Source organism: Nonomuraea wenchangensis (assembly GCF_900111685.1).
GTDB lineage: Bacteria > Actinomycetota > Actinomycetes > Streptosporangiales > Streptosporangiaceae > Nonomuraea > Nonomuraea wenchangensis.
The window spans coordinates 406,118-419,015 of record NZ_FOHX01000004.1; the positions used below are offsets into that span (position 1 = coordinate 406,118).

Consider the following 12,898-nt stretch of genomic DNA (forward strand, 5'->3'; position numbering starts at 1 on the left):
ACGTGTCGTGGGTGCGCGACGTGCCGGTGGACGACGTACTGGAGCAGGCCGGGGATCTGCTCGCGGAGACACGCATAGCGGAGGGGGCCGCGCGGCGTCTGGAAGGGTGACGTCGAACCTTCCGGAGGTGATCGTGGACGCCGCGGACGAGCAGCGTTTCCGTGAGTTCGTCGCCGCGCGTTCCCCCGCGCTCATGCGGCTGGGGTTCCTGCTCGCCGGCGGCGATCAGCACGCGGCCGAGGACCTGGTGCAGAGCGCGCTGGCCAAACTGGCCGCGAAGTGGCGGCGGGTGGCCGCGCCCGAGGCGTACGTACGGCAGACCATGTACCGCCAGCAGGTGAGCTGGTGGCGGACGAGCGCGCGGCGCGGCGAGGTGATCCGGGCCGACCTGCCGGAGACCGCGGGCCGGGACCTCAACCACCAGAGCGAGCTGCGCATGGTGCTGCGCGCCGCGCTCGCCCGGCTCACCGCCCGCCAGCGCGCGGTGGTGGTGCTGCGTTACTTCGAGGACCTGCCCGAGCGGGAGGTGGCGCGGACCCTGGGCTGCTCGGTGGGCACGGTCAGGAGCACCGCGCACCGGTCGCTGGCGCGGCTGCGCGAGATCGCCCCCGAACTGGCACGAGAGCTGGAGGTGGCCCGGTGACCCGGTTGCTGCGCGACACGATGCGGGAGTGGGCCGGGGAGGCTCGCGTTCCGCACGACCTGGCCGATCGGGCGCTACGGAGGCGTGCCCGTCGGCCGGCCGGGGTGGCCGTCCTGGCGGCGGGGCTGGTGGCGGCGCTGATCACGGGCGTCGCGTTCGTGGCGGGCACGGTGGGGGACCCTCCCGCGCCGGCGGTCACCGTGCGCCCGGCGGGCGGGATCCCGCTCCCGCCTCGGCCCTCGCCCGCCCCGACCGACGTGCGTGCCGACACCGAGCACAGCCCGCCCACCCGGCTGGTCGCCGCTGGACGCCTGGCGATGTCGGCGTACTACACCATGAAGGAGGAGCCGGCCGGGGGGCGGCTGCGGCACGTCGTACGGACCTGGTCCCTGTACGACCCCCGCACCGGCGGCTACGAGCGGACCTCCTGGGGCTGGGTGGACGTGGCCCCCGGGCTGCAGGTCGCGGCCGTGCTGGAGCGCGAGCTGCCCGCCCGGCGGCTGGGCATACTCGACCTGAACACTCGGCAGATCCTCAAGTGGTTCGACCTGGAGCATCCGGTGGCCTCGGTCACCTGGTCGCCCGACGGCACGAAGGTCCTCGCCACCGCCTACTCCAGCCATCCCGACGCGCGGGAACACGGGTCCGAGCCCGGGAGCATGATCCTGCGCGACAGCCCGCGTACCGGCTACTTCGTTCTCGACCTCGGGACCGGCGAGGCCGCCTACCACCCGCTCCCCGGCCGGACGGGCGACGACGTCCCGTCCAACATGAACGGCCGCCAGGACCTCGGCTGGAGCCTGGACGGCGCGGCGATCTGGGCGCCCACGGACACCATGCCCGATCGCGTCTGGTACACCCTCGACGGCGAGCCGCGGGACGCCCCGCAGGGCCAGCGCTACGTCGGCTACTCGGCGGAGTCGGCGCTCTCGCCCGACGGCCGCCGCGTGCTCGGGCCCGACGGCCTGCCCACCGGGATCACCGACAGCGCGACGGGCGAGCTCGTCGGCCGCCAGGACGTCCTGCAGCTGCACGCCTGGGCGGACGACGACAACGTGCTCGCTCTGGGGTGCGCGGGCTCCTGCGGCGACGAGTTCGACAACGGCCTGGTGCTGGTGAGCGTGGACGGCAAGCGGATGACCCAGCTGGCCGCGTACCGGAACTCCAACAAGGAGGGCGCCTGGCGCTGGATCCTCACGCCGCGCTGATTTTTGACCGATCGTTCTCGATAGTGTTAGCGTGACTCGCGTGGCACGGAGCAAGGAGTTCGATCCCGAGATCGCGCTGGAGAAGGCGCTGGAGCTGTTCTGGGAGCGCGGCTACGAGGGCACCTCGATGGCCGACCTCGTGGAACGGCTCGGCGTCGCGCGGGCCAGCATCTACGGCACCTTCGGCGGCAAACGTGAGCTCTACCTGAAGGCGCTGGAGCTCTATCTCGCGCGGAGGGACGTGGTGGGGCCGCTGGCGCAGCCGGGCCCCGTGCTGCCGGCGCTGCGCGCCTTCCTCGACGGCTACGTGGCCGAGTGCCTGGCCGACGAGCTGCGGCGGGGGTGCATGGTGGTCAACACGGCGGTCGAGTTCGGCTCGCGCGATCCGGTCGTGTCGCGGCGGGTGGTGGAGAGCTGGGCGGGGCTGGAGACGGCCGTCGCGGCGGCACTGGTGCGGGCGCGGGCCCAGGGGGAGATCCCCGAGCACAAGGACCCGTACGCGCTGGCCAGGTTCCTGCTCGTGCTGCTCCAGGGCATCCGGGTGCTCGGCCGCGCCGACCCCGACCCCCGCCGCCTCCGTGCCGCCGTCGAAGAGGCCATGACGGCCGTCCAAATATGAGAACGATTGGTCAAGAATCATGAGTGAGCGTTTCGCGGGGAAGGTCGCCCTCGTCACCGGCGCGACGGGCGTCGTGGGCGGGGCGGTGGCGCGGGCTTACGCGCGGGAGGGCGCCGCCGTACTGGTCGCCGGCCGCGACGCCGGACGCCTGTCGGGCCTGGTCAAGGAGATCGAGGCGGCCGGCGGCCGGGCGAGCGCGTTCGCCGCCGACGTCTCCCGCTCGGCCGAGGCCGCCGCCATGGTCGCCGCCGCCGTCTCCCGCCACGGCGGGCTCGACGTGGCCTGCAACGCGGCCGGGATCTTCGGCGCGCTCGCGCCCGTGGCCGACTACGACGAGGACGTCTTCGACGAGGTGCTGGCGGTCAACCTCAAGGGCGTGTTCCTGTCGATGAAGCACGAGGTGGCCCACATGCGCACCCACGGCGGCGGGACGATCGTCAACGTCGCCTCCAACATGGGCGCGCACTGGCGGTTGGCGGGAGCGGGCGCGTACGTCGCGTCGAAGGCCGCCGTCAGCCACCTGACCCGCACCGCCGCCCGCGACCACATCGCCGACGGCGTCCGCATCAACGCGGTCAGCCCGGGACCGATCGACTCGCCGATGTCCACCCGGCCGGGCGAGACCGCCGAGCAGCGCGACGAGCGTATGCGCGACGCCCTGCCCATCGGCCGGGTCGCCGCACCGGAGGAGATCGCGGCGGCGGTGCTCTGGCTGACCTCGCCCGAGTCGAGCTACGTCGTCGGCCAGGACCACGTCGTGGACGGCGGCGCCACCGCCTGACGCTCCCACGGCCCGGTAGGTGAAGCATTTGCTACACTTTTGGGCGTGGAGGAGTGGGAAATCCGCGTCACCAACGAGATCCTGGCCTGGATAAAGGCCCTGGACGAACGATCTCGGGTGCAGGTCGTCGATGCCATCGACCGACTGGCCGAAGCTGGTCCGAGCCTGGGTCGCCCACTGGTCGACAAGTTGGAAGGCACTCGCGTCCACAACCTGAAGGAACTGCGTCCCGGCTCGGCGGGTCGCTCCGAGATCCGGATCTTGTTTGTGTTCGATCCGTGGCGCTCGGCCATATTGCTGCTCGGTGGGGACAAGTCCGGCGACTGGTCGGGTTGGTATCGACGGGCCATCCCCCACGCCGAAGAGCTGTACGAGAAGTACCTGACCGAACGCGAGGCGGAGGAGAAGGACCGATGACGAGTTTCCCAAAGTGGAACGACGTGCGCGCCGACATCGTGGCAACCTCCGGCGGAGAGGAGGCCGTGGCCGAGGCCCGGCGGCGCAATCAGGCCTACATCGACGGCTACCGGCTGGCCGAACGGCGCAAGAGCCTGGGTATGTCACAAGTTGAGGTTGCTGACCTGATGGGAGTGACCAAGAGCCGGGTGTCCCAGATCGAACGCGGTGAAGTGTCCACCGTGGAGGCCATCGCTCGCTACGTGCAGGCCCTCGGCGGGCAGCTCCAGATCTCGGCCGTGTTCGGCGATGACCTGTACATCTTGCGCGGTGCCGACACCCACGCCGCATAACTCGTACACCATTTCACGACCCGATTTCGGCGGGTGACTCGCTGGACGGCGGCGCCACCACCTGAGAGGCGCGCGGCCTGCGACGGCGCGTCTCCTCCTCCAGGTGCCGGTGCAACTCAGCCAAGGTCGCGCCGCACCGCACATTGGAGAGCCCGCTGGCGGACGGCACCAGGACAAGGCGAATGGCGATGTAGCCGCCTCCCGCGCCGTCGATGATCTGCCAGCCGGGAAAGAGCCGGGGCGTCGTCATCCTGCCGCTACGTCGGCCCAGACGACACGACGTCCGCCCGCGAGTAGGCGCGTTCCCTGGCGGAGGCTGAGGCAGGCCACGATGCCGAGGCCGCGACCCGACTCCGCCAAGGGTCCGGCCTGGCGGGGGGCGAAGCACGGCACGGGGGACGGGGTGCCCGGGTCGATCACCTCCAGGCGGACGAAGCCGTCGCCGAAGCCGAGACGGAGTCCGACCCAGTTGCGGCCTCGGCCGTTCGGGACGTGCTGGACGACGTTGGCCACCAGTTCGGCGACGATCTGGAGCGCGTCGGACCGGACCGCCGGATCATGGTCGGCGAGCCACAGTCCGGTGGCTTGGCGCGCGTGCCATGACGTTCTGGCGTCGCGGCGCAGCGTCGTGCTGCGCCATAGGACGACCTCTGAGTTGCCCATAGTGTGGCTCCGACTTTGCGAGTGTCCGAGAACACTCCTCAGAGTGACGACCCGCTGCTATTTTGTGATCGATCAGTCACCGTCCGTTGCCGGACAGACCTCCTGAGGCTTGTCCGGATCCCCCGAAGGGGCGTGGCATGCCGGCACAGGTCTATGGCGAGATCCTGAGGAAAGCGCGCGAGGCGGCAGGGCTGTCGCAGGCGGCGCTGGGGGAGCTGCTCTCGTGCAGCGAGAGCCTGGTCGGCCTGATCGAACGCGGCAAGCGGCGGCCGAGCAAGGGGTTCACGCTGGCGGCTGAGGCGGCGCTGGGGTTGAACGGCGAGCTGTACGGGCTCCTGCCCAACACGACGGTCATGTCCACGCCTACGTGGTTCAGCGAGTGGCCGAAGGTAGAGGAGAAGGCGCACACCATTCGGACGTGGCAGCCCCTCGTGGTGCCGGGCCTCCTCCAGACGGCCCGCTACATGCGCGCTGTTCTCTCTTCCGCGCCGTGGGCGACCAAGCAGTGGGTCGAGGAGGCCGTTGAGACGCGGCTTCGGCGGCAGTCCATCTTCGAGCGCGGGATTCCGCCCCTGTACTGGGCGCTCATCGACGAGTGCGTGCTCCTTCGGGGGGTCGGCGACGACGACGTGATGCGCGAGCAGTTGACGCACCTGCTGGAGATGACCGAGCGGCCCAACATCTCGCTCCAGGTCGTGCCGCTGGACGTAGGCGTCACAGCGGGAGTGCTCGGCGGCTTCGCCCTCGCACAGGGCGACCACATTGCGGACCACGTGAGCATCGACGCCGCCGCACAGGCGACGGTCACTGCTCGCGAGGAGACGGTGCGGCGGGTTAACGTCATATACGACGCAATCCACAAGTGGGCGCACCCCATACACGTGAGTCGGCGACTGATACGTGAGGTGGCGGCAAGGTATGAAGATCAGCGATGAACTGCGTGCCGAGCTGGAGGGCGCGAGGTGGACGAAGTCCTCGCTCTCTGGTCCGGATGGCGGTGACTGTCTCTACGCCGCGAAGCTCAGCGGTGACCGTTATGCGATTCGTGACTCCGAGCAGCCTGAGGTTGCGCCGCTGATTCTTCGCGGTGGGGTGTTCCGGGCGTTCGTCGGGGGCGCGAAGCTCGGGGAGTTCGACTTCTAGAGGGGAAGGCCCGCGCCCACCGCTGCGGTGGTGGGCACGGGCCTTGGTTCTGGAGGGGGTCAGACGCGGCTGATGCGGACGGCGTCGGCGATGACGTAGCCGGTGCCGGCGGTCCACCGGCTGATTCCGACCACGTTGTACGTCCCCGCGTTCAGCGAGAACGTGCCGATGCTCTTCCAGGAGCCGCCGCCGCTGCGTTGGTCGACGTAGACGGTCTGGTTGCCGCCTGATGCCGCCACGATGTACGGCGCCGAGCTGTTGTAGCCCGCGTCGGCCGGATACCAGACCTCGACGCGGTACGTGCCCGCGCTGGGGATGGCGGCCGAGTACCACGCCGGGTCGCTGGAGGAGACCGGGTCGGCGAAGCGGTAGTCGGAGCCGTAGCGCTGGCTGGAGTAGGTGGAGGTGCCCCAGTTGGCGCTGGCGCTGAACTGGCCGGAGGTGGCGTTGTCGATCGTGGTGCTCCACGAGGGCGTGCCGCCACCGGTCACGTAGTTCATGTACGTGGTCCAGTTCCAGTAGGAGCCCGGGTCAGTGTGGGTGGCGCCGGGCACCTGGTTGTGGCCGATGATGTGGGTGCGGTCCTTGGGGATGCCGTACTTGTCGCAGATGGCCTTGGTCAGGGCCGCGGACGCCCGGTACATCGCGTCGGTGAACCACGAGGCGTCGCTGACGTAGCCCTCGTGCTCGATGCCGATCGACCGGGTGTTGTAGGTCCAGTTGCCGGCGTGCCAGGCGATGTCCTTCTCGCGCACCATCTGGGTGATGGCGCCGTTGGAGGACTTGACCACGTAGTGGGCGGAGACCTGGGCGGAGGCGTTCTGGAACCAGGAGATGGTGCCGGCGTACGAGCCCTGCGTGACGTGGATGACCACGCGGTCGATGGCGTAGCTCGACGGGCGGCTGGAGGCGGTGTAGTTGCTGGAGCTGGCGGCGACCCAGGCGGCGGGGCCGTAGTCGGTGCTCAGGATGCCGACGTCGGCCTTGGCGTTGAGGTCGCGGGCCTTGGCGTACTCGCCGCGGTCGGCGGTGACCTCCTGCGGCTTGACCTTGACGCCGCGGATGTCGATGCCGAGGCCGAGGCTCTCGTAGACGGCGTCGGCGTAGAGGCGGGCGAGCTCGGGCGAGGTGGCGTTGCCGTACTTGGCGACGGCCTGGTACCAGCGGCCGGCGTCCTTCCTGGCCGCTTCGTCGAGGCCGAGGGCGTCGGCGTGGGAGCGGAGGACGGCGGCGCCGCCGAGCACGTTGGCGGCGTCGTCGGCGCGCAGTTCGTCGGCGGAGCGGCCGGTGAGCTCGGCGGCCTTCTCCAGTGAGTGGTTGGTGGGGTTGCTGACCAGGTGCATGACGCCGTAGCCGCCGCTGGCGCTGGGCTTGCCGTCGTGGCCGTCGAGGTGGGTCTCGGCGTAGCCGAGGGCGACCAGCAGGTCGCGGGGCACGTCGTACGCGGCCGCCGCCTTGGCGAAGGCGGCGGTGAGCGGGCCGTCCGCAGCCGTGGACGCAGTCGTGGACGCGGCCGTGGGCGCGGCCAGGGCGGGGCTGCCCGTGGCGACGAGGACGAGGACGGCGAGGAAGGAGGTGGCGAGGGCTGTTAATCGCGTGCGGGCGAGTCTCATGGGGGGCTCCTCGTTCACAAGGGTGACGGCTCGCACGCTACGGCAACAACCGGACGAATGTCGATAATTGACATTACTCGCCAGTTCGGTGAAACTTTTCACCTTCGTTGACTCGGTGTCCGAAGTTGGGCCCCCGCAAATGCGTGAAAACTATTGCGCTTTCCGGTTGATGCGCTGAAACTTCCCTTCGTGACCGCGCTCCCGCGTACCCTCCTGGCGGCGCTCACCGCCGCACTCGTCACCCTCGCCACCCTCGTCGTGCCCGTCCCCGCCGCCGTCCCCGCCGCCGCGGCGGCCGCCTGCCAGACCGACCCGGCCACCCCGAAGCGCCAGCTCAGGGCCATGTGGATCTCCTCCGTCGCGAACATCGACTGGCCCAGCCGCACCGGCCTCACCGCCTCCGCCCAGCAGGCAGAGTTCCGCGCCTGGCTGGACCTGGCCGTGGCCAAGCGCATGAACGCCGTCGTCGTGCAGATCAGGCCGACGGCCGACGCGTTCTGGCCCTCGTCGTACGAGCCGTGGTCGCAATGGCTGACCGGCACCCAGGGCGGCAACCCCGGCTACGACCCGCTGGCGTTCATGGTCAGCGAGGCCCACGCCCGGAACCTGGAGTTCCACGCCTGGTTCAACCCGTACCGGATCGCCAACCATGACGACCCTGCCAAGCTGGTCTCCACGCACCCCGCACGGAAGAACCCCTCCTGGCGGTTCGCCTACGGCGGCAAGCTCTACTACAACCCGGGCATCCCGGCGGTCCGCGCCTTCATCGAGGACGCCATCATGGACGCGGTCTCGAAGTACGACGTGGACGGCGTGCACCTCGACGACTACTTCTACCCCTATCCGGTGAGCGGCGAGTCGATCCCCGACTCGGCCACGTACAGCCAGTACGGCGGCTCCTTCGGCAACGTCGCCGACTGGCGGCGGGAGAACGTCAACCTCCTGATCCGCGAGCTCGACCAGCGCATCCACGCCGCCAAGCCGCACGTCTCCTTCGGCATCAGCCCGTTCGGGATCTGGCGCAACTCCGGCACCGACCCGCTCGGCTCGCGCACCTCCGGCCTCCAGTCCTACGACGCGATCTACGCCGACAGCCGCACCTGGGTCAAGCAGGGCTGGGTGGACTACATCTCCCCGCAGATCTACTGGCACCTCGGCTTCTCCACGGCCGCCTACGAGGTGCTGACCGCCTGGTGGTCCGACGTCGTCAGGGGCACCGGCGTGCAGCTCGTCGTCGGCCAGGCCGCCTACCGCGCCGGCGCCTCCGGCCAGGAGGCCGCCTGGCAGGACCCGGCGGAGCTGAGCGACCACCTGAACGACAACAGGCAGCACCCCGAGATCGTCGGCGACATCTACTTCAGCGCCAAGGACGTCAAGGCCGACCGGATCGGCGCGATCACCCGCCTGGTCAACGCCCACTACACCAGGCCCGCCCTGCTGCCCGTCCGGGGCAGCGCCGCCGCCCCCGCCGCGCCGGTCATCACCGCGGCGACCCAGGGCAGCGGCGGCGTCCAGCTCACCTGGACCGGCTCCGGCACCGCGTACGCGGTCTACCGCGTCGCCGGCACCCCGTCCGCCGCCGACCCGTGCTTCTTCGCCGACGCCCGCAACCTCGTCGGCACGACCAGGGCCAAGACGTTCACCGACACCACGGCGAGCGGCACGAACACCTACTACGTGACCGCGCTCACCCGTACGCACCAGGAGAGCGCGCCCAGCGCGGGCCGGACCGCCGGCTCCTCGGGAGGCGCGTTCAGCGTGATCCTGGACAACGCCGCCGCCGGCTTCACCGCCAGCGCCAACTGGGGCACCTCCGCCTACTCCACCCAGCTCTACGGCGCCGACTACCGCTTCGCCGACCCGGTCGCGGCCAGCGACCCGGCCTGGTACGCGGCCACCATCCCCAGCGCGGGCAGCTACCGCGTGGAGGTGTGGTATCCGGCGAACGCCGGCTACAACAGCGCCACGCCGTTCATCGTGGCCGCCTCCGGAGGCAACCAGACGGTCACCGTGGACCAGCGGTCGGGCGGCGGGGCCTGGCGGGTGCTGGGGACGTACACGCTGAACGCGGGCACGTACAACGTGGTCGGCGTGAGCCGATGGACCTCGGCCACCGGCTACGTGATCGCCGACGCCGTCCGCATCACCAAGGTGTGAGTGACGCTGGGCAGGTGCCGTCCGTGCTCGTACGATGAGCCGGTGGACGGTGCCCGCCCGCGGCTCGCCGATGCGGTCGCGGTCCTCGTCGCGGCGGGCCTGACGCTGGCGGCCTACCCCAGGGGGCCGTTCCTGCCGCTCCTCCTCGCCGCCACGGTGCCGCTGCTGTGGATGCGGCGCGCGCCGCTGACCGTCGCCTGGATCAGCGCGGCCACCGCGGCCGCGCTGCCCGTGCTCTGCGCGCTGGCGCCGGCCGCGGTGCCGCCGCTGGCCGACCTGCCGGTGTGGCCGCCGGCGGGCCCGTTCGCGGTGTACGCGGCCATGGCCTTCGCCGCCGAACCTGACCGCGCCACCCGGCGGTGGCTGCCCGTGCTCGCCCTCGCCCTCGCCGTGCTGCTGCCCGCCGAATGGCCGGGCGCGGCCTTCCTCGTCCTGCGCACCGAGGTCGTGCTCGCCCTCGCCGTCCTGTACGGCCTGTACGCCGAGACGGGCGCCCGGCTGCGGCGCGCGCTGGAGGAGCGGGCCGAGCGGGTGGAGCGCGAGCGGCTGGCCGGCGAGATGCACGACGTCGTCACCCACCGGGTCAGCCGCATGGTCCTGCGCGCCGGCACCCTGGCCGACCAGGCGGCCGACGAGCGCGCCAGGGCCGCCGCCGAGGAGCTGCGGGCGACCGGCCGGGCGGCGCTGGACGAGCTGCGGCACATGAGCGTGCTGCTGCGGCGCGGCACCGGGGAGGGCTTCGACCTGGGGCTGCCGCTGCCCGATCTGCGGTCGCTGGTGTCGGAGTCGGCCTTTCGCGGCGTTCCCGTGGAGCTGGTGGTGAGCGGCGTGCCGGTGCCCGTGCCGGGGGCGGTGGGGCGGACTGCGTACCGGGTGGTGCAGGAGGCGCTGGCCAACGTGCGCGAGCACGCGCCGGGCACGGACGCCCGCGTGGAGGTGCGCTACCTGCCGGGGGTGGTGCGGGTCAGCGTGCGCAACACCCGGCCGGAGGAGGCGTTCGCGCCGCCCGGCCTGGGCGGCGAGGGGCTGAACGAGGTGAGCCAGTGGGTGGAGCTGGCGGGCGGCACGCTCAAGGCCGGGCCGGTGGAGGACGGCGGCTTCCTGGTCACCGCCATCCTCCCGACCAACTGACAGGACCCCGGGAGCTCAGCTCCACTCGCCGAGCATGGCCTCCATGCGGGCCTCGGCCTCGGCGGGGTCGTAGCCGGGCAGCGCCTCGCGCATGAGGTCGTGGGTCTGGCGCTGGGCGTCCGCGCACGCCTCGCGCACGGCGGCCAGCGTCTCCTCGGCCAGGTCGCGGCTCGGCAGGCGGGTGGCGCGGGGGCCGTAGGCGATCTTGAGCACCCGGCCGTTCGCGTCGACCCGCGCCTCGACCTGCCCCGAGCGCGACCTGCCCGCGCCCACGATCCGGTCGAGGTCCTCCTGGGCGCTCTCCAGCCAGGCCAGCATCCGCTCGCCCGCGCGGCCGGCCTCGTCGAGGTCGCGCTCCTTGATGTCGGCGGGGTCGTACCGGTGCTCGAACACGAGTGGCCTCCTCAGAGCAGGTCGCGGGCCACCTGCTCCACCCGATCGCGGACGAAGGACTCGTCCAGCGGCTCGGGCAGGGTCGCGGCCCCGGCGACCTTGTCGGCGATCTCCTTGGCCCTGCGCTCGGCGTCGTCCTGGGCCGCGCGCAGCACCGCCGTCACCTCCCGGCTGAGCGCCGCCTCGCCGAGCCGCAGGGCTCGGGGGTCGAGGCGCAGGCCGGTGAGCTCGCCGTGGCCGGTGGCGACGGCCTCCACCAGCCCGTCCTTGCTCTGGGCACGGCCCTCGACCTGCCCGATGGCGGCACGGGCGGCCTGGAGGTCGCGCATGACCTGCCGGGCCCGTTCGTAGTAGTCGGCCAGGTAGCGGGCGTCGTCCTCGGGCGCGGGGGACGGCATGTGACCTCCTCCGACATGACGGACAGCTGAACAACGAAGGCACAGTCTAGACGGACCCGATCCGGTAGATGTCCGCCAGATCACAAGATCATGACTGGAAAGTGTCGTCGGAAGTGACAGAAGGGCTTATATCGTCATTCGCCATGACGGATGTTGAGATCGCCTTCGGCGCGGTGGAACGGGAGGCCGCGCGTGTCAGGGCCCACGGCGAGGACTACGGAGCCGTGCTCACCCCGATGCACGCGCGGGGCGACGGCGTGTCGTCCTGGGGGGACGACGGTCTGTTCTCCGTGTTCACCAGCTTCTACACCGAGTGCCGCCAGACCTCGATGGCCGCGCTGGGCGGCCTGCACGCGATGCTCGTCAGGACCGGCGACGGCCTGCACGACACCGCCAGGAACAGCCGCGACGCCGAGACGGCCAACACCGAGGTCGCCGGGGACGTGGGTGCCACATGGGTGTGATCCTGCCGCCGGCGGCGGCCTCGATGATGGCGATGCTCGGCCCCTGGCCCAACATCGACGAGGACGACATGGGGCGGGAGAGCGTGGCCGTGCGCACCGCCCACAACGCAGCCCTGCCCGCGGCGGGCCAGGTCGATGCGGGCGTGCAGGGCGTGCAGCAGGTCCACAAGGGTGAGTCCGCCACCCACCTGCAGTCCTTCTGGGACCAGAACGGCGGGCAGAGCGGCCACCTTGCCCAGGCCGACGCCGCCCTCCGGTCGATGCCCCGGGTGATCGACGGCGGCGCGTCCGTCGTGTCGGCCGTGAAGGTGGCGGCGGGCACGCAGGCCGTGTTCGCCGCCGTGGACGTGGCCAAGCTGCTGGCCTTCGGGGGCGCGGTCGGCGCGACGTACGCGACGGCCCGCGTGCTCGCCGGGCGCAAGGCGGTCGGCGGGATCCTGCGCCAGGGCGCCGAGGGCACCGGCAAGGTCCTCGCCCCGCTGATGCGGCGCAAGGTCACCGAGCCGATGCGCCGCGTCCTCGACACCATGAAGCTCCCGCGCGGGCCGATGGGCTCGCCGGCACTCGCCGGCGGCCCGCGCGGGGTCGTCCCCATGCGCCCCGTGGGCCTGCGCAACCCGTCCGGGCCCCGGTCCGTACGGGACGGCATCGCGCAGATGGGCCGCAGGAACAACCGGGGCAACAGCGGCGGCCGAGGCGGCGGCGGAGGCGGCGGACGGGGCCGCAGGGACGAGACCGGTAAGTTCCATGGTGCGATCCCGCAGAGCACCAGGGGCATGAGCGAGGCCGAGAAGAAGAAGCTGAAGGACGACCTGGAGAAGAGCATCGCGAAACGGAAGGCGGAGGAGCAGCGACTGGGCTACGAAGTCGGCCACGCGGAGCGGATCCAACGGGAAGAAGGGGCTCTGCGGCGGCTCTTCGGAAGGAACAAGTAGC

Annotated in this window: 17 protein-coding genes; 12 read left to right on the top strand and 5 right to left on the bottom strand. The window is 71.5% G+C overall.

Annotated features, from left to right (window positions below; genetic code table 11):
• The first annotated feature begins 106 nt into the window (after positions 1 to 106).
• Genes BMW85_RS14370 through BMW85_RS14395 form a run of 6 tightly spaced genes read left to right on the top strand, consistent with a single transcriptional unit; the run spans position 107 to position 4,000 of the window.
• Positions 107 to 643, top strand: coding sequence for a SigE family RNA polymerase sigma factor (locus tag BMW85_RS14370; RefSeq protein ID WP_281249577.1), 537 nt, complete (start codon positions 107 to 109; stop codon positions 641 to 643).
• The gene (locus BMW85_RS49560; protein ID WP_177240680.1) at positions 640 to 1,851 is read left to right on the top strand and encodes a WD40 repeat domain-containing protein; all 1,212 of its coding nucleotides are present in this window, start codon (positions 640 to 642) and stop codon (positions 1,849 to 1,851) included. Before BMW85_RS14370 ends, BMW85_RS49560 begins: the two co-directional genes overlap by 4 nt.
• Positions 1,852 to 1,891: 40 nt before the next feature.
• A complete protein-coding gene (locus tag BMW85_RS14380; RefSeq protein WP_091081453.1) occupies positions 1,892 to 2,470 on the top strand; it encodes a TetR/AcrR family transcriptional regulator in 579 nt (192 codons plus the stop codon).
• Positions 2,471 to 2,489: 19 nt separating this feature from the next.
• Positions 2,490 to 3,251 (top strand): SDR family NAD(P)-dependent oxidoreductase, encoded by a 762-nt coding sequence (locus tag BMW85_RS14385; RefSeq protein WP_091081455.1) that lies wholly within the window; start codon positions 2,490 to 2,492, stop codon positions 3,249 to 3,251.
• 45 nt (positions 3,252 to 3,296) lie between these two features.
• Positions 3,297 to 3,668 carry a type II toxin-antitoxin system RelE/ParE family toxin gene (locus tag BMW85_RS14390; RefSeq protein WP_091081456.1) on the top strand — a complete coding sequence of 124 codons (372 nt, stop codon included), beginning with the start codon at positions 3,297 to 3,299 and terminating at the stop codon, positions 3,666 to 3,668.
• Positions 3,665 to 4,000, top strand: a complete 336-nt coding sequence (locus BMW85_RS14395; RefSeq protein WP_091081458.1) for a helix-turn-helix domain-containing protein — start codon at positions 3,665 to 3,667, stop codon at positions 3,998 to 4,000. The genes BMW85_RS14390 and BMW85_RS14395 overlap by 4 nt, the downstream gene beginning before the upstream one ends.
• Before the next feature lie 13 nt (positions 4,001 to 4,013).
• Here BMW85_RS14395 and BMW85_RS14400 read toward each other — a convergent pair whose 3' ends face one another.
• Complete coding sequence (locus BMW85_RS14400; protein ID WP_091081459.1) at positions 4,014 to 4,250, bottom strand: hypothetical protein; 237 nt, start codon at positions 4,248 to 4,250, stop codon at positions 4,014 to 4,016.
• Complete coding sequence (locus BMW85_RS14405; RefSeq protein ID WP_091081461.1) at positions 4,247 to 4,663, bottom strand: ATP-binding protein; 417 nt, start codon at positions 4,661 to 4,663, stop codon at positions 4,247 to 4,249. The genes BMW85_RS14400 and BMW85_RS14405 overlap by 4 nt, the downstream gene beginning before the upstream one ends.
• A gap of 137 nt (positions 4,664 to 4,800) precedes the next feature.
• Between BMW85_RS14405 and BMW85_RS14410 the strand changes: the two genes are divergently transcribed.
• Both BMW85_RS14410 and BMW85_RS14415 read left to right on the top strand, forming a co-directional pair.
• Positions 4,801 to 5,598, top strand: a complete 798-nt coding sequence (locus BMW85_RS14410; RefSeq protein WP_091081463.1) for a helix-turn-helix domain-containing protein — start codon at positions 4,801 to 4,803, stop codon at positions 5,596 to 5,598.
• Positions 5,582 to 5,806, top strand: a complete 225-nt coding sequence (locus tag BMW85_RS14415) for a DUF397 domain-containing protein (RefSeq protein ID WP_091081464.1) — start codon at positions 5,582 to 5,584, stop codon at positions 5,804 to 5,806. Before BMW85_RS14410 ends, BMW85_RS14415 begins: the two co-directional genes overlap by 17 nt.
• Positions 5,807 to 5,865: 59 nt before the next feature.
• Here the strand turns inward: BMW85_RS14415 and BMW85_RS14420 are convergent, their stop codons facing one another.
• Positions 5,866 to 7,419 (bottom strand): golvesin C-terminal-like domain-containing protein, encoded by a 1,554-nt coding sequence (locus BMW85_RS14420; protein WP_091081466.1) that lies wholly within the window; start codon positions 7,417 to 7,419, stop codon positions 5,866 to 5,868.
• A gap of 189 nt (positions 7,420 to 7,608) precedes the next feature.
• Here BMW85_RS14420 and BMW85_RS14425 point away from each other — a divergent pair, with 189 nt between their 5' ends.
• Both BMW85_RS14425 and BMW85_RS14430 read left to right on the top strand, forming a co-directional pair.
• The gene (locus BMW85_RS14425; RefSeq protein ID WP_091081468.1) at positions 7,609 to 9,576 is read left to right on the top strand and encodes a family 10 glycosylhydrolase; all 1,968 of its coding nucleotides are present in this window, start codon (positions 7,609 to 7,611) and stop codon (positions 9,574 to 9,576) included.
• Positions 9,577 to 9,618: 42 nt separating this feature from the next.
• A complete protein-coding gene (locus BMW85_RS14430; RefSeq protein ID WP_091081469.1) occupies positions 9,619 to 10,707 on the top strand; it encodes a sensor histidine kinase in 1,089 nt (362 codons plus the stop codon).
• 15 nt (positions 10,708 to 10,722) lie between these two features.
• On the opposite strand, the gene BMW85_RS14435 is transcribed toward BMW85_RS14430, so the two are convergent.
• Positions 10,723 to 11,100: a YbaB/EbfC family nucleoid-associated protein gene (locus tag BMW85_RS14435; protein WP_091081471.1), complete on the bottom strand. Its 378-nt coding sequence runs from the start codon at positions 11,098 to 11,100 to the stop codon at positions 10,723 to 10,725.
• Positions 11,101 to 11,111: 11 nt separating this feature from the next.
• Positions 11,112 to 11,498, bottom strand: a complete 387-nt coding sequence (locus BMW85_RS14440) for a YbaB/EbfC family nucleoid-associated protein (protein WP_091081472.1) — start codon at positions 11,496 to 11,498, stop codon at positions 11,112 to 11,114.
• Between the two features lie 143 nt (positions 11,499 to 11,641).
• On the opposite strand from BMW85_RS14440, the gene BMW85_RS14445 reads away from it, so the two are divergent.
• Both BMW85_RS14445 and BMW85_RS14450 read left to right on the top strand, forming a co-directional pair.
• On the top strand, positions 11,642 to 11,962 hold the full coding sequence (locus BMW85_RS14445) for a hypothetical protein (RefSeq protein WP_091081474.1): 321 nt from the start codon (positions 11,642 to 11,644) through the stop codon (positions 11,960 to 11,962).
• On the top strand, positions 11,953 to 12,897 hold the full coding sequence (locus tag BMW85_RS14450; protein WP_143082280.1) for a hypothetical protein: 945 nt from the start codon (positions 11,953 to 11,955) through the stop codon (positions 12,895 to 12,897). Before BMW85_RS14445 ends, BMW85_RS14450 begins: the two co-directional genes overlap by 10 nt.
• The last annotated feature ends 1 nt before the right edge of the window (position 12,898 follow it).